At 71.5% G+C, this 19263-nt stretch carries 16 protein-coding genes; 14 read left to right on the top strand and 2 right to left on the bottom strand.

From position 1 onward, the window contains the following. Positions 1 to 7: 7 nt before the first annotated feature. The 6 genes from gatA (at position 8) to ACLHRZ_RS21095 (ending at position 6656) form a co-directional block, all read left to right on the top strand. On the top strand, positions 8 to 1501 hold the full coding sequence (gene gatA, locus ACLHRZ_RS21120) for an Asp-tRNA(Asn)/Glu-tRNA(Gln) amidotransferase subunit GatA (RefSeq protein WP_490420049.1): 1494 nt from the start codon (positions 8 to 10) through the stop codon (positions 1499 to 1501). Further along, the gene (locus ACLHRZ_RS21115) at positions 1498 to 1752 is read left to right on the top strand and encodes a hypothetical protein (protein WP_490420048.1); all 255 of its coding nucleotides are present in this window, start codon (positions 1498 to 1500) and stop codon (positions 1750 to 1752) included. The genes gatA and ACLHRZ_RS21115 overlap by 4 nt, the downstream gene beginning before the upstream one ends. A gap of 27 nt (positions 1753 to 1779) precedes the next feature. Further along, the gene (gene gatB / locus ACLHRZ_RS21110) at positions 1780 to 3288 is read left to right on the top strand and encodes an Asp-tRNA(Asn)/Glu-tRNA(Gln) amidotransferase subunit GatB (RefSeq protein ID WP_490420047.1); all 1509 of its coding nucleotides are present in this window, start codon (positions 1780 to 1782) and stop codon (positions 3286 to 3288) included. Positions 3289 to 3458: 170 nt separating this feature from the next. Then, a complete protein-coding gene (locus ACLHRZ_RS21105; protein ID WP_490420046.1) occupies positions 3459 to 4067 on the top strand; it encodes an AMIN-like domain-containing (lipo)protein in 609 nt (202 codons plus the stop codon). Between the two features lie 18 nt (positions 4068 to 4085). Next, on the top strand, positions 4086 to 4367 hold the full coding sequence (locus ACLHRZ_RS21100) for a hypothetical protein (protein WP_490420045.1): 282 nt from the start codon (positions 4086 to 4088) through the stop codon (positions 4365 to 4367). 114 nt (positions 4368 to 4481) lie between these two features. Continuing rightward, the gene (locus ACLHRZ_RS21095) at positions 4482 to 6656 is read left to right on the top strand and encodes an MMPL family transporter (protein WP_490420044.1); all 2175 of its coding nucleotides are present in this window, start codon (positions 4482 to 4484) and stop codon (positions 6654 to 6656) included. Position 6657: 1 nt separating this feature from the next. On the opposite strand, the gene ACLHRZ_RS21090 is transcribed toward ACLHRZ_RS21095, so the two are convergent. Both ACLHRZ_RS21090 and ACLHRZ_RS21085 read right to left on the bottom strand, forming a co-directional pair. Next, positions 6658 to 6840 carry a DUF6191 domain-containing protein gene (locus ACLHRZ_RS21090; protein ID WP_490420043.1) on the bottom strand — a complete coding sequence of 61 codons (183 nt, stop codon included), beginning with the start codon at positions 6838 to 6840 and terminating at the stop codon, positions 6658 to 6660. A 61-nt stretch (positions 6841 to 6901) separates the two neighbouring features. Further along, positions 6902 to 7915 carry an aldo/keto reductase gene (locus ACLHRZ_RS21085; protein WP_490420042.1) on the bottom strand — a complete coding sequence of 338 codons (1014 nt, stop codon included), beginning with the start codon at positions 7913 to 7915 and terminating at the stop codon, positions 6902 to 6904. Positions 7916 to 7989: 74 nt separating this feature from the next. Between ACLHRZ_RS21085 and ACLHRZ_RS21080 the strand changes: the two genes are divergently transcribed. The 8 genes from ACLHRZ_RS21080 to ACLHRZ_RS21045 all read left to right on the top strand — a co-directional run bounded on the left by ACLHRZ_RS21080 (position 7990) and on the right by ACLHRZ_RS21045 (position 19188). Beyond that, positions 7990 to 8964 carry a 2-hydroxyacid dehydrogenase gene (locus ACLHRZ_RS21080; RefSeq protein ID WP_490420041.1) on the top strand — a complete coding sequence of 325 codons (975 nt, stop codon included), beginning with the start codon at positions 7990 to 7992 and terminating at the stop codon, positions 8962 to 8964. 249 nt (positions 8965 to 9213) lie between these two features. Beyond that, positions 9214 to 12102, top strand: a complete 2889-nt coding sequence (locus tag ACLHRZ_RS21075) for a putative bifunctional diguanylate cyclase/phosphodiesterase (protein ID WP_490420040.1) — start codon at positions 9214 to 9216, stop codon at positions 12100 to 12102. Between the two features lie 257 nt (positions 12103 to 12359). Next, on the top strand, positions 12360 to 14216 hold the full coding sequence (locus tag ACLHRZ_RS21070; RefSeq protein WP_490420039.1) for an acetolactate synthase large subunit: 1857 nt from the start codon (positions 12360 to 12362) through the stop codon (positions 14214 to 14216). A gap of 22 nt (positions 14217 to 14238) precedes the next feature. Further along, positions 14239 to 14763, top strand: coding sequence for an acetolactate synthase small subunit (gene ilvN, locus ACLHRZ_RS21065; RefSeq protein ID WP_490420038.1), 525 nt, complete (start codon positions 14239 to 14241; stop codon positions 14761 to 14763). A gap of 82 nt (positions 14764 to 14845) precedes the next feature. Further along, the gene (gene ilvC / locus ACLHRZ_RS21060) at positions 14846 to 15847 is read left to right on the top strand and encodes a ketol-acid reductoisomerase (RefSeq protein ID WP_490420037.1); all 1002 of its coding nucleotides are present in this window, start codon (positions 14846 to 14848) and stop codon (positions 15845 to 15847) included. Between the two features lie 225 nt (positions 15848 to 16072). Beyond that, positions 16073 to 17677 carry a phosphoglycerate dehydrogenase gene (gene serA, locus ACLHRZ_RS21055; protein WP_490420036.1) on the top strand — a complete coding sequence of 535 codons (1605 nt, stop codon included), beginning with the start codon at positions 16073 to 16075 and terminating at the stop codon, positions 17675 to 17677. 74 nt (positions 17678 to 17751) lie between these two features. Next, entirely contained in the window at positions 17752 to 18762 is a 1011-nt protein-coding gene (locus tag ACLHRZ_RS21050; RefSeq protein WP_490420035.1) for a TetR/AcrR family transcriptional regulator C-terminal domain-containing protein, read from the top strand. A 39-nt stretch (positions 18763 to 18801) separates the two neighbouring features. After that, entirely contained in the window at positions 18802 to 19188 is a 387-nt protein-coding gene (locus tag ACLHRZ_RS21045; protein ID WP_490420034.1) for a TetR family transcriptional regulator C-terminal domain-containing protein, read from the top strand. Positions 19189 to 19263: the final 75 nt, after the last annotated feature.

The following is a 19263-nucleotide window of genomic DNA, read 5'->3' as shown; positions in this document are numbered from 1 at the left end:
GAAACCGATGACGGACATCATCAAGCTCACCGCCGCGGAGATCGCGGCGAAGATCGCCTCCGGCGAGCTCACGGCCGTCCAGGTCACCGAGGCCCACCTGGCCCGGATCGACGCTGTCGACGAGAAGGTGCACGCCTTCCTGCACGTGGACCGCGAGGGCGCCCTCGCCCAGGCCCGCGCCGTCGACGAGAAGCGCGCCCGCGGCGAGAAGCTCGGCCCGCTGGCCGGCGTCCCGCTCGCGCTGAAGGACATCTTCACCACCGAGGGGATCCCGACCACCGTCGGCTCCAAGATCCTCGAGGGCTGGATCCCGCCGTACGACGCGACGCTGACCAAGCGGCTGAAGGACGCGGACGTCGTCATTCTCGGCAAGACCAACATGGACGAGTTCGCCATGGGGTCCTCCACCGAGAACAGCGCCTACGGCCCGACCGGCAACCCCTGGGACCTGACGAAGATCCCCGGCGGTTCCGGCGGCGGCTCCTCCGCCGCGCTCGCCTCCTACGAGGCCCCGCTGGCGATCGGCACGGACACCGGCGGCTCCATCCGCCAGCCCGCCGCCGTCACCGGCACCGTCGGCGTCAAGCCGACCTACGGCGCGGTCTCCCGCTACGGCATGGTCGCCTTCTCCTCCTCCCTCGACCAGGGCGGCCCGTGCGCCCGCACGGTCCTGGACGCGGCCCTGCTGCACGAGGCGATCGCCGGCCACGACCCGCTGGACTCCACCTCCATCGACGCCCCGGTCCCGCCGGTCGTCGAGGCGGCGCGGAACGGCTCCGTCCGGGGCATGCGCGTCGGCGTCGTCAAGCAGTTCCGCGGCGAGGGCTACCAGGCCGGCGTCCTGCAGCGGTTCGACGAGTCCGTCGAGCTGCTCAAGGAGCTGGGCGCCGAGATCGTCGAGGTCGACTGCCCGTCCTTCGACCTGGCGCTCGCCGCGTACTACCTGATCGCGCCGTCCGAGTGCTCCTCGAACCTGGCCCGCTTCGACGGCCTGCGCTACGGCCGGCGGACCGGCGACGACGGCACCCGCTCCGCCGAGGACGTCACCGCCCTGACCCGCGAGGCCGGCTTCGGTCCCGAGGTCAAGCGCCGCGTCATGCTCGGCACCTACGCGCTGAGCTCGGGCTACTACGACGCCTACTACGGCTCCGCGCAGAAGGTCCGCACGCTCATCACGCGTGACTTCGAGAAGGCCTTCGAGCAGGTCGACGTGCTCGTCTCGCCGACCACCCCGACCACCGCCTTCGCGATCGGCGAGCGTGCCGACGACCCGATGGCGATGTACCTCGCGGACCTGTGCACCATCCCGACCAACCTGGCGGGCAACGCGGCCATGTCGCTGCCGTGCGGCCTCGCCCCGGAGGACGGGCTCCCGGTGGGTCTGCAGATCATCGCTCCCGCCATGAAGGACGACCGGCTCTACAAGGTCGGCGCCGCGGTCGAGGCCGCGTTCACCGAGCGCTGGGGCCACCGACTGCTGGAGGAGGCACCGTCGCTGTGAGTGCAGAAAAGTCGAGCGCGCTGAAGAAGGCCAAGGGCTTCAAGAAGTCCAGGGCCGGTACGTATCTGTCCATCGGCACCACCCTGTTCGGTGCGGTGAGCGTGGCGAAGCAGGCGAAGAAGGCGCGGACCGAGCAGGACACGCTCCAGCTCGTCGACGCGGTCGTCTCCGCCGCCGCCATCGTCACCGGCGTCGCCCTGCTCGTGCGCGAACTGCGCCGCATGGGCAGCGACGACGTCCTCGCCGGCTGAGCCACGGACTTGAGAGGTTAGTTTTCCGTGACCGTCACTGAACTGGTGCCGTACGAGGACGCGTTGGCGTCCTACGACCCCGTCATGGGCCTGGAGGTCCATGTCGAGCTCGGCACGAAGACCAAGATGTTCTGCGGGTGCTCCACGGAGCTGGGCGCCGACGCCAACTCGCAGACCTGCCCCACCTGCCTCGGCCTGCCCGGCGCGCTGCCGGTCGTCAACGCGACCGGCGTCGAGTCCGCGATCCGCATCGGCCTCGCGCTCCACTGCGAGATCGCCGAGTGGTGCCGCTTCGCCCGGAAGAACTACTTCTATCCGGACATGCCGAAGAACTTCCAGACCTCCCAGTACGACGAGCCCATCGCCTTCAACGGCTACCTCGACGTGCAGCTGGAGGACGGCGAGGTCTTCCGCGTGGAGATCGAGCGCGCCCACATGGAGGAGGACACCGGCAAGTCCACGCACGTGGGCGGCGCCACCGGCCGCATCCACGGCGCCTCGCACTCGCTGCTGGACTACAATCGCGCCGGCATCCCGCTCATCGAGATCGTCACCAAGCCGATCGAGGGCGCGGGCGAGCGGGCCCCCGAGGTCGCCAAGGCGTACGTCGCCGAGCTGCGCGAGCTCATCAAGGCGCTCGGCGTCTCCGAGGCCCGCATGGAGATGGGCCAGATGCGCTGCGACGTCAACCTGTCGCTGCGCCCCAACGGCACCGAGAAGTTCGGCACGCGCTCCGAGACGAAGAACGTCAACTCGCTGCGTTCCGTGGAGCGTGCCGTCCGCTACGAGATCAGCCGTCACGCCGGCGTGCTGAACGCGGGCGGGAAGATCGTCCAGGAGACCCGGCACTTCCACGAGGAGGACGGCTCCACCACCGCCGGCCGCATCAAGGAAGAGGCCGAGGACTACCGCTACTTCCCCGAGCCGGACCTGGTGCCGGTGGCCCCCGCCCGTGCGTGGGTCGAGGAGCTGCGGGGCACCCTGCCCGAGCTGCCGCGCGTGCGCCGCAACCGACTGCGCGAGGAGTGGGGCATCTCCGAGCACGACATGCAGTCGATCCTCAACGCGGGCGCGGTCGACCTGATCGAGGCCACCATCGCGGCCGGCGCCGACTCCGCCGCCGCCCGCAAGTGGTGGATGGGCGAGCTGGCCCGCAGCGCCAACGAGGCCGGTACGGACCTCGCGGCGCTGCCGATCACCCCGGCGCAGGTCGCCCGGGTCGCGGCGCTGGTCGCCGAGGGTTCGCTCAACGACAAGCTGGCCCGTCAGGTCATCGAGGGCGTGCTCGCGGGCGAGGGCGACCCCGACGCGGTCGTCGAGAAGCGCGGCCTGAAGGTCGTCTCGGACGACAGCGCGCTGGGCGCGGCCGTCGACGAGGCGATCGCGGCCAACGCGGGCATCGCGGACAAGATCCGCAGCGGCAAGGTCGCGGCGGCGGGTGCGCTCGTCGGCGCGGTCATGAAGGCCACCCGGGGCCAGGCGGACGCGGCGCGCGTCCGTGAGTTGATCCTGGAGAAGCTGGGCGTCGAGGGCTGACGCTCCGCGAACCCACGCAATGGCCGCTTCTCCCCACGGAGGAGCGGCCATTGGCCTATGTCCCCACTTGGCTGGATTTTGCTCGTACGCACCCCACGTGCCGGAACGGTCCGGCATGATCGCCTGGAACGGGCCGGTCCGCGTGCCCGGACGAGGGCTGGGGAGTGGCAATGCGACGGGTGAGCACAGCGCTGGCGGCGCTCCTGCTGACGGGCGCGGGGCTGGCGGCGACGACCGGGACGGCCGTGGCCGTGGACGCGGGCACCACCGTGGCCGGGATCGAGGCGGCGTGTGCGGGCGACTGGGGGAGCCTCCCCAAGGTGAGCACCGAGACGGCGGGGTACGCGCCGCTGGTGAACGTCAGAACCGGGCAGCACGCCTGCTTCGACCGCATGGTCTTCGACATCCGCGGCGCCGAGGGCAGCGCGGAGCACGGGCCGGTCGGCTATCACGTGCGGTATGTGGACGAAATGCACCAGGACGGCTCCGGTGACGTGATCCCGGTCGGCGGCGGTGCGATCCTCCAAGTCCGGGTGGCCGCGCCGAGTTACGACCCCGGGACGATGCAGCCGAGCTACCGGGCGCACGTCGGCAAGCCGCTGCCGGGCGTGGGCGTCGACGGGTACCGCACCTTCAAGGACATCCGCTACGGCGGCAGTTTCGAGGGCGACACCCAGGTCGGCGTGGGGGTGCGGGCGCGACTGCCGTTCCGCGTCTTCCAGTCGGGCAACCACATCGTGGTGGACGTGGCGCACACCTGGAACACGGGCGCCCGCTGACGGGCGTTCGCCTTCGGGATGGCCGGGGCCTTCCCCCGGCCAACATCTGTCCCTACCGTCCCGGGCCAGGGCTGCGCCCCCGCCACCCTGGCCGCCGACGGCTACGGCTACGGCTACGGCTACGGCGACGCACGGCCGCGCACCGTGCGCCTCGCGCCCGGGGCCACGCGGGCCCTGCCGCACGCGGCGCACCGGGAGCACGGCTGGTACGACCTCGTGATCAGCGCCGCGGAGGACCGTTCCTTCGGGCGCCGGCCGATGGGGCACATCGAGAACGGCAGGGAATCGGTCACGGGCTGACCCCGCGATCCCGGAATTTGTCCCCTTTGTGGTGTGAGCCACAATGGGGACAAAGGATCTCTTCTGGCTGTCAGAGTGAGGGGAATTCCTTGTGACCAGCCCGGAAGCCCGTCCATGACCTCACTCGCCCGGTGGTGCCTGCGCCGCCGCACCACCGTCGTCGTGCTGTGGCTCCTGGCCCTTCTGGGCACCGCAGCGGCCGCCACGGCCGCCGGATCCGGCTACTCCGACGACTACCGCGTGCCCGGCACCGAGTCCGCGCGGGCGACGGAGCTCATGCAGCAGGGCTTCCCCGACGCGGGCGGCGACGACGTCATCGTCTGGCACACCGGCGAGGGCACCGTGAAGGCCACGGACACCGAGCAGCGCATGCGGTCCGTCCTGCACGAGGTCGAGCGCCTGCCCGGCGTCGCCGACGTCGGCACCCCGCACACCAGCCGCGACGGGCACACCGCCTACGCCTCCCTCACCTTCGCCTCCGACGGCCCCACCAAGGCACAGGTGCAGAAGGTCGTCGACACCGTGCGGAAGGCCGGGACCGGCACCCTCCGCACTGCGCTGGGCGGCAGCGACATCGCCACCACCGAGAGCGCGAGCGGCCGGCTGAGCGAGATCGTCGGCGTGGCCGTCGCCGCGGTCGTGCTCTTCATCGCCTTCGGATCGCTCGCGGCGAGCCTGCTCCCCATCGCCACGGCCCTGGTCGGCGTCGGCACCGCCGCCATGGGCACCGTCCTGCTCGGCCACGTGATGACGGTCGCCGACTTCGCCCCCATGCTGGGCACGCTCATCGGCCTCGGCGTGGGCATCGACTACGCGCTGTTCATCGTCACCCGGCACCGCAAGGGGCTGCGGCAGGGCCTGCCGGTCGACGTCGCCGCGGAGCGTGCCGTCGCGACCACGGGGCGTGCCGTGGTCTTCGCGGGCGGCACCGTGTGCGTGGCGCTGCTCGGCATGCTGATCCTGCGGCTCGGCTTCCTGGGCGGCGTGGCCGTGGCCGCCTCGCTCACGGTCGTCCTCACCGTCGCCGCCTCCGTCACCCTGCTCCCCGCCCTGCTCGGCATGATCGGCCCGCGGGCGCTGAGCCGCCGCGAACGCCGCCTGCTCGCCGCCGAGGGCTGCTGCCCCGAGACCCCCACCGGGCTCGCCGCGCGCTGGTCGGCCTTCGTGGAACGGCACCCCAAACCGCTGGGCGCGGTGGCCGCCGTGGTGATGCTGGTCCTCGCGCTGCCCACGTTCTCCCTCCACCTGGGCACCTCCGACCAGGGCAACAACCCGGCCACCAGCACCACGCGCCAGGCCTACGACCTGCTCGCCGACGGCTTCGGCCCCGGCGTCAACGGCCCGCTGACCCTTGTGGCCCCGCTCGACAGCGCCGCCGACCGCCTCGCCTTCGACAAGCTCCCCGACACCCTCCGCCGCACGGAGGGCGTCGCCTCCGCCACCCCCGCGGCCCTGAGCGGCAACGGCAGCACGGGCCTGATCACGGTCGTCCCCACCACCGCACCCCAGTCCCGCGCCACCAGCGACCTCGTGGACCGGCTGCGCCACCAGGTCCTCCCGAAGGCCGAGGACGGCACGGGCCTGAAGGTCCGCGTGGGCGGGGTGACCGCGAGCTACGACGACTTCGCGGACGTCATCCGTGGCAAACTCCCGCTGTTCGTGGGCACGGTGGTGGGCCTGGGCTGTCTGCTGCTGCTCCTCGCCTTCCGCAGCATCGGCATACCCGTGAAGGCGGCGCTGATGAACATCGCCGCCGTGGCCTCGTCGTTCGGCATCGTCGTGGCGATCTTCCAGTGGGGCTGGGGCAGCGAACTCCTGGGCCTGGGCCACCAGGGCCCGGTGGAACCGTTCCTTCCGGTGGTCATGGTCTCGGTCCTGTTCGGCCTCTCCATGGACTACCAGGTCTTCCTCGTCAGCCGCATGTACGAGGAGTGGCTGGCGACCCGCGACAACCGCCGCGCGGTACGCGTCGGCCTGGCCGAGACCAGCCGGGTCATCAACTCGGCGGCCGTCATCATGATCTCGGTCTTCCTGGCGTTCGTCCTCAGCGGCGACCGGGTCATCGCGATGTTCGGCATCGGCCTGGCGTCGGCGGTGGCCCTGGACGCGTTCGTGCTGCGCACGCTGCTGGTGCCGGCGCTGATGCACATGCTGGGCGGGGCCAACTGGTGGCTGCCGGCGTGGCTGGAGCGGCGGCTGCCGCGGGTGAGCATCGAGGCACCGGAACCGTCTGCGCCCGGTGAGGGGCACGGGGAACGGCGCGACCAGTCCCTGTCGGCCCGCAGGTGACCTACTGCCCCACGGGGCGCTCCGCCGGCCGGGGCCGTATGACGACGTGCCCCGAGTCCAGGTCGACCGGCCCCCGGGCGGGGTCCCCGTCGCCCACGTCCTCACGCGTTATTTCGAGCCGGTTGCGCTCCTCCTCGGTGTGCTTGCGGTTCGGTGCGAAGATCTCCTCGAACACGTTGAACACGGGAACCCCCGTTTATTCATTGACGATTCCGGGCGTACTCACCACCCAGTGAAACACGCGTTCAGTCCCACGACCCCATGGCTTTCGGCAGCGCGGCTATCTCCGCGAAGTCCTCGGCCGTCAGCCGCAGTTCGGCGGCGCCCGCGTTCTGCACCGCCCACTCGGCCTTCTTGGTGCCCGGCACCGGTATGACGTGCCGGCCCTGGGCGAGCACCCAGGCGAGGGCGACCTGTGCCGCGGAGGCGTCGTGACGCCGGGCCACGCGCCGCAGTCCGGCCACGATCGGCTGGTTGGCGGCCATCATCTCCGCGGTGAACCGCGGGTGCCGCGCCCGGACGTCCTCCGGCTCGAAGCCCTGGCCGGGGGTGAGGGTGCCGCTCAGGAAGCCGTTGCCCAGCGGCATCGCGGCCAGCAGCCCCACGCCGCGCGAGGCGCACCACGGCACCAGCCGGTCCAGCGCCTCCCGCGACCACACCGACAGTTCGGCCTGAACACTGCTGATGGGGAAGACCTGTTGGATGCGTTCGAGCTGGCGGATCGTCGTGTCGTACATCCCCGCCGCCGGTGCGCGGGAGCGCAGCCCGCTGCGGCGCTGGGCGCGCGCTCCGACCGCGGACCAGCCCAGGGCGCGCACCTTGCCCGCGGAGACCAGGTCGGCCATCGCCCCCCAGGTCTCCTCGACCGGTATCTCGGGGTCGGGCCGGTGCAGCTGGTAGAGGTCGATCACATCGGTCTGCAGCCGGCGCAGCGAGGCGTCGCACGCGCGCTTCACATAGCCGGGCCGGCCGTTGGCGACGATGTGCTGGTCGCCCACCAGCAGCCCGCACTTGGTCGCCACGAAGATCTCGGAGCGCCGCTCCCGCAACACCCGTCCCAGCAGCAGCTCGTTGGTGAACGGCCCGTACATGTCGGCCGTGTCCAGCAGGGACGTTCCGGCATCGAGTGCCGCATGGATCGTCCGCAGCGAGCCCTCGCCGCTCCGCTGGGAGGCGGAGTAGGCCCAGTGCATGGGCATGCACCCGAGTCCGACGGCGCCCGCTTCGAGTGCCGTCGCACCGATTCTCCTGCGCTCCACCGCCCGTATCCCCTCCCGTTCCTCGCCTCCAAACTAACCTCTGCCGGTCCCGCCTCTTCGCATAGCCTCCAGGCATGAGCGCAGATCACAGCGGTACCACGACCCGCGCGGCCCGCCCCCTGGCCTGGCTGCCCATCCGGCCCGAGGAGTTCGAGGACCTCCCGGGCGGCCTGGGGTACGCCTACTGGGACGGCGGGCCCGACTTCCCCACCGACCCGGCCCGCGTGGTCTTCTACGCCACCCCCTACATGAAGGGCAACGAGGCCTGCACCCGTCCGCTGCCGCTGATGCCGCACCTCAGGGTGGTGCAGGCGCTCACCGCCGGTGTCGAGCACCTGCTGCCCGCCGTGCCCTCGCTGCCCTCCGGGGCGAAGCTGTGCAACGCCCGCGGGCTGCACGACGCGAGCACCGCGGAGCTGGCCCTGACCCTCACGCTCGCCGCGCTGCGCGACGTCCCCGGGTTCGTACGGGCCCAGGACGCGGGGGAGTGGCGGCCGGCCTTCCGCCCGGCGCTCGCCGACAAGTCCGTCCTCATCGTGGGGTACGGCTCGATCGGCAGTGCCATCGAGGACCGGCTCGCGCCCTTCGAGTGTGCGCGGGTGGCGCGTGTCGCGCGCTCTGCGCGGACAACCGTGCGCGGGCGGGTGCATCCGGTCTCCGCCTTGCCCGGTCTGCTTCCCGGGGCGGATGTGGTGATCCTCGCTACGCCGCTCACCGAGGAGACCCGGGGCCTCGCCGACGCCGGCTTCCTCGCCCTGATGAAGGACGGCGCCCTCCTGGTGAACGTGGCCCGCGGTGCCGTCGTGCGCACCGAGGCGCTGCTCGCCGAGCTGGAGAGCGGCCGGCTGCGGGCCGCGCTCGACGTCACCGACCCCGAGCCGCTGCCCCCGGGGCACCCTCTGTGGAGCGCACCCGGAGTTCTCGTCACCCCTCATGTGGGTGGCCCGAGTTCGGCCTATTTCTCGCGCGCCAAGGCCCTCTTGCGCGATCAACTGGCCAGATTTGTACTGGACGAGCCTCTACGGAATGTCGTACTCGCTGCGGACTGATACCACGTAGAGGCACGATTTGACTGCACTGTGTATCCGTAATCAGGTAGCCAGTTACGCTATGTATATGAGCTATGTCCCTGAGTGACGAGTCTGGTGTATCGTCCGGTCCGGGGGCTGCGCCGCGCAGTGAACGGCGCAGCGATGTACCGGAACTCGAGGGGGGCGACGGGCGATGCACGGCCAATGGACGATCAACCCGACGCGGCGGGGGCTCTGGATCGGACCCTGGACCGGGGAGGCGGAGCGGTGAGCGCCCCCGGAGCGGCCCTGCCGCGGCGGGCGATTCCCGCCTCCGGCTCGGGGGTGGTCCCCCAGCTCCTCCTCGCCCTCGTCTGCGGCGGCTACGCCACGGGCGCCGCCTTCGGCTGGGGCTCGGCCGAGCTGGCCCTGACCATGGGCGACTTCGGGCTCAGCGGCGCGGCGGGCCTCGCCGCCGCCTCCTGCTTCTGGTACGGCCGCACGCACAGCAGCCGGTTCAGGCCCGCCTGGCTGCTGTTCGCGGCCTCCTCCGCGATGGCCGGCTTCGGCAACTTCGTCTGGGGCTGGTACGAGGTCGTCCTCGGGCGGCACGTGCCGAGCCCGTCCCCGGCCGACTTCTGCTTCCTGCTCTTCGCGCCGCCCGCCATCATCGGCCTGCTGGTGCTCGCCCGCCGCCCGGTCACCCGGGCCGGCTGGGTCTGCCTCGGCCTCGACTCCTGGCTCATCGGCGGCTCGCTGCTGACCCTCTCCTGGAGCCTGGCCCTCGCGCACACCGCGCACTTCGCCGGCGAGACGGTCGCGCAGGCCGCGCTCTCGCTGGCGTACCCGCTGCTGGACATCGTGCTGGTGTCGATGGTGCTGGCACTGCACTTCAAGCGCTCGTCCGCCAACCGCTCCGCGATCAACACCGCCATCGCGGCCCTCGCGTTGACGGTCCTGTGCGACGCGCTGTTCACCTCGCCGCTGCTGCGCGAGCACTACCGGTCGGGCCAGATCCTGGACGCGGGCTGGTTCGCGGGCTACATGCTCATGGCCTACGCGCCCTGGGTGGCCCGCGAGGAGGGCGAGGACGGCAGCCGCTTCGTGCCGCACTCCGGCAGGCCCATCGCCGGCTCGCTGGCCGCGCTCACCCCGTACCTCGCGGCCGCCGTCTGCACCCTGGGCATCCTCTACAACGTGCTCGACGGCCACCACGTCGACCGCGTCGTGCTGTTCACCGGCTGCACGGTCGTCCTGGCGCTCGTCGTGCGCCAGGGCATCATGCTGCTGGACAACATCTCGCTCACCCAGGAACTGGCCCAGAAGGAGAACCACTTCCGCTCCCTGGTGCAGGGCTCCAGCGACGTCATCATGATCGCCGCGCCCACCGGGATACTGCGCTACGTCAGCCCCGCCGCCGCCGGGGTCTACGGGCGCGAGGCCGAGGAGCTCATCGGCTCCGAACTGGCCTCCCTGATCCACCCGGAGGACCTGGGCCGCGTCGTCCACGAGGTGCGCCGCTTCCTCGCCGCGCCCCCCGCCGACGAGCCCACCACCCGCATCGAGTGCCGTTTCCGCTCCGGCGCCGGCGACTGGCTCAACGTGGAGTCCACCGTCAACCGTCACCACGGCGGCCTCATCTTCAACAGCCGCGACGTCACCGAACGGGTGCGGCTGCAGGCCCAGTTGCAGCACACCGCCGAGCACGACCCGCTCACCGACCTGCCCAACCGCGCCCTGTTCACCCGCCGTGTGCAGCAGGCCCTGGCCGGCCGCAGAGTGACCGACGCGGGCACCGCCGTGCTCTTCATCGACCTGGACGGCTTCAAGGCCGTCAACGACAGCGTCGGCCACCAGGCCGGCGACGAACTGCTCGTCCAGGCCGCCCGCCGGCTGCAGGACTCGGTGCGGGCCGGCGACAGCACCGCCCGCTTCGGGGGCGACGAGTTCGCCGCGCTCATCATCGGCGACGGCACCCGCGACCCCGCCGCCCGCGAGTACCGCATCCTGGAGATCGCCGACCGCCTGCGGGCCACCCTCTCCCAGCCGTACCTGGTCGAGGGCGGCACCGAGGTCCGCGTCAACGCCAGCATCGGCGTGGCCTTCGCCGACCCCGGCATCACCCCCGGCACCCTCATGCGCAACGCCGACCTCGCCATGTACCGCGCCAAGCAGGCCGGCAAGGGGCGCGTCGAGCTCTACGCCCCGCAGATGCAGGCCGAGGTGGTGCGCCGCGCCGAGCAGGCCACCCGGCTGCGCACCGCCCTGCACGACGGCCAGTTCGCCCTGCTGCACCAGCCCGTCGTCGAGCTGGACACCGGCCGCCTCACCGCCGTCTCCGCCCAGCCCCGCTGGCGCTCGGCCCAGGGCATCCTTTTCACCCCCGACGAATTCCTGCGGTCCGGCGAGCCGGGCCGCGGCGAGCCCCGGTCCGGCGGCGACGGCGGGGCCCTCGCCGAACTCGGCCGCTGGACGCTGGAGAAGGCCGTCGAGCAGGCGGCCGGCCGCCGCCGCGCGGGCCACCTCGTGCCCGTCCATGTACGGGTCCCCGCCGCCCGGCTGCTCGACCGGGCGCTGCCGCAGAAGCACGTCGAAGAGCTCATCCTGCGCCACGACCTGCCCTCCGGCGCCCTGGTCATGGAGCTGACCTGCAGCGACCCGCGGGTGCCGCTGGAGGAGCTGGAGCGGCGGCTGGAGTCGCTGCGGCGCTTCGGCGTCCGCATCGCGCTCGACGGCTTCGGCAGCGGCTACGCCGCCATGAGCGCCCTGCGGCGGCTGCCCGTCGACGTGCTCCGGCTCGACCGCGAACTGGTCGACGGCGTGGCCGAATCCGCCCGGCTGCACAAGATCACGGCAGGGCTGCTGCGGATCGCCGGCGACCTCGGCCTGCAGTCCGTGGCCGACGGCGTGGACGACGCCGAGCAGGCCCGTGCCCTGCGCGCCATGGGCTGCACCCACGGCCAGGGCCGGGCCTTCGCCGGCGCCCTGGACGAGCACCGGCTGCGACAGGCCCTGGACCGCGGCGGGTACACCCTTCCGGGTGATTCTGCGGACGCCCCGGACGAGCTGCTGGTGGGCGGTGCACTGCCCGTACGTTCCGGTGCGGTGGGCAGCGCGGGCGCTCTGGCCCACGCGCCGCTCCGTTCACATAATGAGACGCCTGTCCCACCCACTTGACACTCCGCGGGGAGCGGGGGGAGGGTCAGTGACATGCGCACCCGAATTCTCGTACTTGGACAGCGCGTCGGCTGAAGCAGGCCCCCGTTCAGGTCCTGCTGACCGCACCGACGCGCTCCCCTCGCTTGCCCTACGGCACGAGGGGTTTTTTGTTGCACCGGAAGCGCTCGGGCGAAGGCCCGGCCACCTCCACCGACCCAGCCGATCCCATCCGTCTCACCCGTCGAACCGTCGAATCCTTCGAGAAGAGAATGTCGATGACCGAGCAGGCCACCGGGGCCCATCATCCGCAGCCGCGGGCCCGTAACGGCGGAGCGCAGCAGCAGCCCGCCACCGTCGAGCACGTCACGGGCGCGCAGTCCCTCATCCGAGCGCTGGAGGAGGTCGGGTGCGACACCGTGTTCGGCATCCCGGGCGGTGCCATCCTCCCCGCCTACGACCCGATGATGGACTCCTCGAAGGTCCGCCACATCCTCGTCCGCCACGAGCAGGGCGCCGGCCACGCCGCCACCGGGTACGCGCAGGCCACGGGCAGGGTCGGGGTGTGCATGGCCACCTCCGGCCCGGGCGCCACCAACCTCGTCACGCCGATCGCGGACGCCCACATGGACTCCGTCCCGCTGGTCGCCATCACCGGTCAGGTCGCCTCCAAGGCCATCGGCACGGACGCCTTCCAGGAAGCCGACATCTGCGGCATCACCATGCCGATCACCAAGCACAACTGGCTGGTGACGGACCCGGCGGAGATCCCCCGGACGATCGCCGAGGCCTTCCACGTCGCCTCCACCGGACGCCCCGGACCGGTGCTCGTGGACATCGCCAAGGACGCCCTGCAGGCCCGGACCACCTTCGTCTGGCCGCCGCACACCGACCTGCCCGGCTACCGCCCGGTCACCAAGCCGCACTCCAAGCAGATCCGCGAGGCGGCCAAGCTGATCACCCAGGCCCGGCGCCCCGTCCTCTATGTCGGCGGCGGCGTCCTCAAGGCCCGGGCCACCGCCGAGCTCAAGGTCTTCGCCGAGCTGACCGGCGCGCCCGTCACCACCACGCTGATGGCGCTGGGCGCCTTCCCCGACAGCCACCCCCAGCACCTGGGCATGCCCGGCATGCACGGCTCCGTCGCCGCCGTCACCGCCCTGCAGAAGTCCGACCTGATCGTCGCCCTCGGCGCCCGCTTCGACGACCGCGTCACCGGCAAGCTGGACTCCTTCGCCCCCAACGCCCGGATCGTCCACGCGGACATCGACCCGGCCGAGATCGGCAAGAACCGCGCCGCCGACGTCCCCATCGTCGGCGACGCCCGCGAGGTCCTCGCCGACCTGATCGTCGCCGTCCAGCACGAGCACGCCGAGGACCACCGCGGCGACTATGCCGGCTGGTGGGAGGACCTGAACCGCTGGCGCGAGACCTACCCGCTCGGCTACGACCAGCCCGACGACGGCACCCTCGCCCCGCAGCAGGTCATCCAGCGCATCGGCGAACTCGCCCCGAAGGACACCGTGTACGCCGCAGGTGTCGGCCAGCACCAGATGTGGGCCGCCCACTTCATCCGCTACGAGCAGCCCGCGACCTGGCTCAACTCCGGCGGCGCGGGGACCATGGGCTACGCCGTGCCCGCCGCGATGGGCGCCAAGGCCGGCGTGCCGGACCGCACGGTCTGGGCCATCGACGGCGACGGCTGCTTCCAGATGACCAATCAGGAACTGGTCACCTGCGCGCTCAACAACATCCCCGTCAAGGTCGCCATCATCAACAACGGCGCCCTGGGCATGGTCCGGCAGTGGCAGACCCTCTTCTACAACCAGCGCTACTCCAACACCGTGCTGCAGGGCAACGGAACGGAGGGCGCGGAGACCGCGCCGGGCACCCGCGTCCCCGACTTCGTCAAACTCGCCGAGGCGATGGGCTGCGTGGGGCTGCGCTGCGAGGACCCGTCCGAACTGGACAAGGTCATCCAGGAGGCCAACGCGATCAACGACCGCCCGGTCGTGGTCGACTTCATCGTCCACCAGGACGCCATGGTCTGGCCGATGGTCGCCGCCGGCACCTCCAACGACGAGATCCTCGCCGCCCGGGGCGTCCGCCCGGACTTCGGCGACACCGAGGACGACTGAGGACAGGCGAGGAACAGACATCATGACCAAGCACACGCTCTCCGTCCTGGTGGAGAACACCCCCGGCATCCTGGCCCGGATCGCCGCCCTGTTCTCCCGGCGCGGCTTCAACATCGACTCGCTGGCCGTCGGCGTCACCGAGCACCCCGACATCTCCCGCATCACGATCGTCGTCAACGTCGAGTCGCTGCCGCTGGAACAGGTCACCAAGCAGCTCAACAAGCTCGTCAACGTGCTCAAGATCGTCGAGTTGGAGGACAGCCAGGCCGTCCAGCGCGAACTCGTCCTCGTGAAGGTCCGCGCCGACAACGAGACCCGCTCGCAGATCGTCGAGATCGTCCAGCTCTTCCGCGCCAAGACCGTCGACGTCTCCCCGGAGGCCGTCACCATCGAGGCCACCGGAGTCAGCGACAAGCTCGGCGCGATGCTCAAGATGCTGGAGCCGTTCGGCATCAAGGAGCTGGTGCAGTCCGGCACCATCGCCATCGGCCGCGGCGCCCGGTCCATCACGGACCGCAGCCTGCGCGCCCTCGACCGCAGCGCCTGACCGGATACCGAGACCCGACCGCCGAACCGATCCCGACCGTCATACGGTGGGACGCACACCCGCAAGCAAGGAGAAACCTCACGTGGCTGCCGAGCTCTTCTACGACAACGATGCCGATCTGTCCATCATCCAGGGCCGCAAGGTCGCGGTCCTCGGCTACGGCAGCCAGGGCCACGCCCACGCGCTGTCCCTCCGTGACTCGGGCGTCGACGTCCGCGTGGGCCTGCACGAGGGCTCGAAGTCCAAGGTGAAGGCCGAGGAGCAGGGCCTGCGCGTGGTCACTCCCGCCGAGGCCGCCGCCGAGGCCGACGTCATCATGATCCTGGTCCCGGACCCGATCCAGGCCAAGGTCTACGAGGAGTCCGTCAAGGAGCACCTGAAGGACGGCGACGCGCTGTTCTTCGGTCACGGCTTCAACATCCGCTTCGGCTTCATCAAGCCCCCGGCCGGCGTGGACGTCTGCATGGTCGCCCCCAAGGGCCCGGGCCACCTGGTGCGCCGTCAGTACGAGGAGGGCCGCGGCGTCCCGTGCATCGCGGCCGTCGAGCAGGACGCCTCGGGCAACGCCTTCGCCCTCGCGCTCTCCTACGCCAAGGCCATCGGCGGCACCCGGGCCGGCGTCATCAAGACGACCTTCACCGAGGAGACCGAGACCGACCTCTTCGGCGAGCAGGCCGTGCTGTGCGGCGGCGCCTCGGCGCTCGTCAAGGCCGGGTTCGAGACCCTCGTCGAGGCCGGCTACCAGCCGGAGATCGCCTACTTCGAGTGCCTGCACGAGCTCAAGCTCATCGTGGACCTGATGTACGAGGGCGGCCTGGAGAAGATGCGCTGGTCCGTCTCCGAGACGGCCGAGTGGGGCGACTACGTCACCGGCCCGCGCATCGTCACCGACGCCACCAAGGCCGAGATGAAGAAGGTCCTCGGCGAGATCCAGGACGGCACCTTCGCCGCCAACTGGATGAAGGAGTACGAGTCCGGTCTGCCGAAGTACAACGAGTACAAGAAGGCCGACGAGGACCACCTGCTGGAGACCACCGGCAAGAAGCTGCGCAAGCTGATGAGCTGGGTCGACGACCAGGAGTGAGCACCGCCCGGCCGGGCGGGCCGCTCCGCGCCCGCCCGGCCCCCTCGGGGGTGACGTTTCCGCAACGGCGCCGGGGCCCGCGGACAACCCCGATACACTGCGGAGCACAACGCGTCAGGCTCACAGCGTCGTGCGTCTTCCACGCGGCTGCCCCCTTCTTCACCGCCGTCCGCGGGACCGTCGGGACACGGCCCGCAGACGAAGGACCAGTGAGGACTGAGACCCGTGAGCACTGCTTCGCCACGCAAGCCCGTCGTACTGATCGCCGAAGAGCTGTCGCCCGCCACCGTCGACGCCCTGGGCCCCGACTTCGAGATCCGGCACTGCAACGGTGCCGACCGCGCCGAACTTCTGCCCGCCATCGCCGATGTGGACGCCGTCCTGGTGCGCTCCGCGACGCGCATCGACGCGGAGGCCGTCGCGGCCGCGAAGAAGCTGCGCGTCGTCGCCCGCGCCGGCGTCGGCCTCGACAACGTGGACGTCTCCGCCGCCACCAAGGCCGGCGTGATGGTCGTCAACGCCCCGACCTCCAACATCGTGACCGCCGCCGAGCTGGCCTGCGGTCTGCTGATCGCCACCGCCCGCAACATCCCGCAGGCCAACTCCGCGCTGAAGAACGGGGAGTGGAAGCGCTCGAAGTACACGGGCGTCGAGCTCTCCGAGAAGGTCCTGGGCGTCGTGGGCCTCGGGCGCATCGGCGTGCTCGTGGCGCAGCGCATGTCCGCCTTCGGCATGAAGGTCGTCGCCTACGACCCCTACGTCCAGCCCGCGCGCGCCGCGCAGATGGGCGTCAAGCTCGTCTCGCTGGACGAGCTGCTGGAGGCCGCCGACTTCATCACCGTGCACCTGCCCAAGACGCCCGAGACGGTCGGGCTCATCGGCGACGAGGCGCTGCGCAAGGTCAGGCCCACGGTGCGGATCGTCAACGCCGCGCGCGGCGGCATCGTCGACGAGACCGCGCTGGCGACGGCCCTGAAGGAGGGCCGCGTCGCGGGTGCGGGCCTGGACGTGTACGCCGTCGAGCCGTGCACGGACTCCCCGCTCTTCGAGTTCGACAGCGTGGTCGCCACCCCGCACCTCGGCGCCTCCACGGGCGAGGCGCAGGAGAAGGCGGGCATCGCCGTCGCCAAGTCCGTACGGCTGGCCCTGGCGGGCGAGTTGGTGCCGGACGCGGTCAACGTCCAGGGCGGTGTCATCGCCGAGGACGTCAAGCCCGGGCTGCCGCTCGCGGAGAAGCTGGGCCGCATCTTCACGGCGCTCGCCGGGGAGGTCGCGGTCCGTCTCGACGTCGAGGTGTACGGCGAGATCACGCAGCACGACGTGAAGGTGCTCGAACTCTCCGCGCTCAAGGGCGTGTTCGAGGACATCGTCGACGAGACGGTGTCGTACGTCAACGCGCCGCTGTTCGCGCAGGAGCGCGGTGTCGAGGTGCGGCTGACGACGGCCTCGGAGTCGCCGGACCACCGCAACGTGGTGACCGTCCGCGGCACGCTGTCCGGCGGTGGCGAGGTCTCCATCTCCGGCACGCTGTCCGGCCCCAAGCACCTGCAGAAGATCGTCGCCGTCGGCGAGCACGACGTGGACCTGGCGATGGCCGACCACATGGCGTTCCTGCGCTACGGGGACCGTCCCGGCGTCGTCGGCACGGTGGGGCGGGTGCTGGGCGAGGCGGGGATCAACATCGCCGGCATGCAGGTGGCTCGCGCCACGGAGGGGGGCGAGGCGCTGGTCGCTCTGACGGTGGACGAGTCCATTCCGGCCGGTGTCCTGGCGGACATCGCCGAGGAGATCGGCGCGGTTTCGGCGCGCGCCGTCGACCTGACGGACTAGTTTCCGGCTGCGGGTCGTTCGTGGTCGCCCGCGCAGTTCCCCGCGCCCCTGACGGGGCGCGTACGCTGCTGCGCATGCCAGCACAGTCCGCCGATCCCCCCTACCTCCGGATCGCCGGCGAGATCCGCGAGCGGATCTCCTCCGGCGAGCTCCGCGCAGGGGACAGGGTGCCGTCCACGCGGCAGATCACCCAGGAGTGGGGGGTGGCGATGGCCACCGCCACCAAGGTGCTCGCCGTGCTGCGGCAGGAGGGGCTCGTGCGGGCCGTGTCCGGTGTGGGCACGGTCGTGGACGCCCCGGACGCCCGGCCCGGGGGTGCCGGCCGGAGTGCCCGGCGGGTCCGGCCCCGTGCGGCGGGCGGCGGGGCGCTCACCCAGGAGCGCATCGTGCGCACCGCGGTCTCCATCGCCGACGCCGACGGCTCCGCGGCCGTCTCCATGCGCACCATCGCCGCCGAACTCGGCGTCTCCACCATGGCGTTGTACCGCCACGTGCCCGGCAAGGACGAGCTCGTCGAGCTCATGGCGGACGCCGTCTTCGGCGACGTGCAGCTCCCGGCGTGTGCCGCGACGGACTGGCGGGGCCGGCTGGAGGCGTCCGCACGCGCGCAGTGGGCGCTCTACCGCCGGCACCCGTGGCTGGCGAAGGCCATGTCGTTCACCCGGCCGCTGATGTCGCCGAACGCGATGGCGCTGATGGACTGGGCGATGCGCCCGGTCCACGAACTCGGCCTCGATCCGGGTGCGTTGCTGCACATCACGGTCACCGTGGCCGGCTACGTGCGGGGCGTCGCGGTCAACCTGGAGGACGAGGCGGACGCCGAGCAGGACACCGGGATGACGCACGACGAGTGGATGGACACCCGCGCCAAGGACATGGAGCGGATCCTCGCCGACAGTGACTTCCCTGTCTACGAGCGGATGTTCAGGGGCATCGACGCGGACTTCTCGCTGGACTCGATGTTCGAGTTCGGGCTGACCCGGCTGCTCGACGGCCTGGAGCCGTTCATCGCGGCGTCGCGACGGCGTCCCGCTCCGGAGGGAGGACGGCGGCCGTCGCGCGGTGGCGCAGTGAGGCGAGTGTGACGGCCGCACCGAGGAGCAGTACCGCGGTGCCGCGCCTCGGTGGACGAGCGCAACGCCGCGACCTGGGACGCGGTGATCGAGGGATTCCCGGTCAACCGCCAGTTCTGGCAGGTGCAGATGGAGGTCATGGGGCGGTTGGACCAGCACCCCGAGCTCAGGAAGACCTTCGCCGAGGTCCTGCCCAGCGGCCGGGAGGGGACGGTCGCCGTCTTCGAGGGCGTCGACGACACCGAGGTCGGCGCAGAGGCGACGCGCACGGTGGGCTCGCTCTACCACGCCCTGTTCATCGGCCTGTGGGTGCAGTGGCTCATCGACCCGGCCGCCGTGCCGAAGGGGCGGGACATCGTCGAGGGCATGCGCCGGGTCCTCGAAGGGCGGGTGCTCGGCCCGGCGGACTCCCCGTCGGGAGCGGTTTCGGACAATTAGGGTTGCGGCGGGATGTGCTTACCGGGCGTACTGGACCCTGTGCGGGCAACGTGGGCTAATAGTTGCCTGAGGACA

Source organism: Streptomyces sp. AM25, from assembly GCF_058146165.1.
This window is presented reverse-complemented; position numbering and strand designations above follow the sequence as displayed.

What these genes read in the sequence shown, in the direction of transcription:
- ACLHRZ_RS21050 (WP_490420035.1), top strand. Translation starts at nt 17,752, where the DNA reads ATGCCAGCACAGTCCGCCGATCCCCCCTACCTCCGGATCGCCGGCGAG.
- gatA (WP_490420049.1), top strand. Translation starts at nt 8, where the DNA reads ATGACGGACATCATCAAGCTCACCGCCGCGGAGATCGCGGCGAAGATC.
- ACLHRZ_RS21070 (WP_490420039.1), top strand. Translation starts at nt 12,360, where the DNA reads ATGACCGAGCAGGCCACCGGGGCCCATCATCCGCAGCCGCGGGCCCGT.
- ACLHRZ_RS21095 (WP_490420044.1), top strand. Translation starts at nt 4,482, where the DNA reads ATGACCTCACTCGCCCGGTGGTGCCTGCGCCGCCGCACCACCGTCGTC.
- ACLHRZ_RS21105 (WP_490420046.1), top strand. Translation starts at nt 3,459, where the DNA reads ATGCGACGGGTGAGCACAGCGCTGGCGGCGCTCCTGCTGACGGGCGCG.
- ACLHRZ_RS21100 (WP_490420045.1), top strand. Translation starts at nt 4,086, where the DNA reads ATGGCCGGGGCCTTCCCCCGGCCAACATCTGTCCCTACCGTCCCGGGC.
- ACLHRZ_RS21080 (WP_490420041.1), top strand. Translation starts at nt 7,990, where the DNA reads ATGAGCGCAGATCACAGCGGTACCACGACCCGCGCGGCCCGCCCCCTG.
- ilvN (WP_490420038.1), top strand. Translation starts at nt 14,239, where the DNA reads ATGACCAAGCACACGCTCTCCGTCCTGGTGGAGAACACCCCCGGCATC.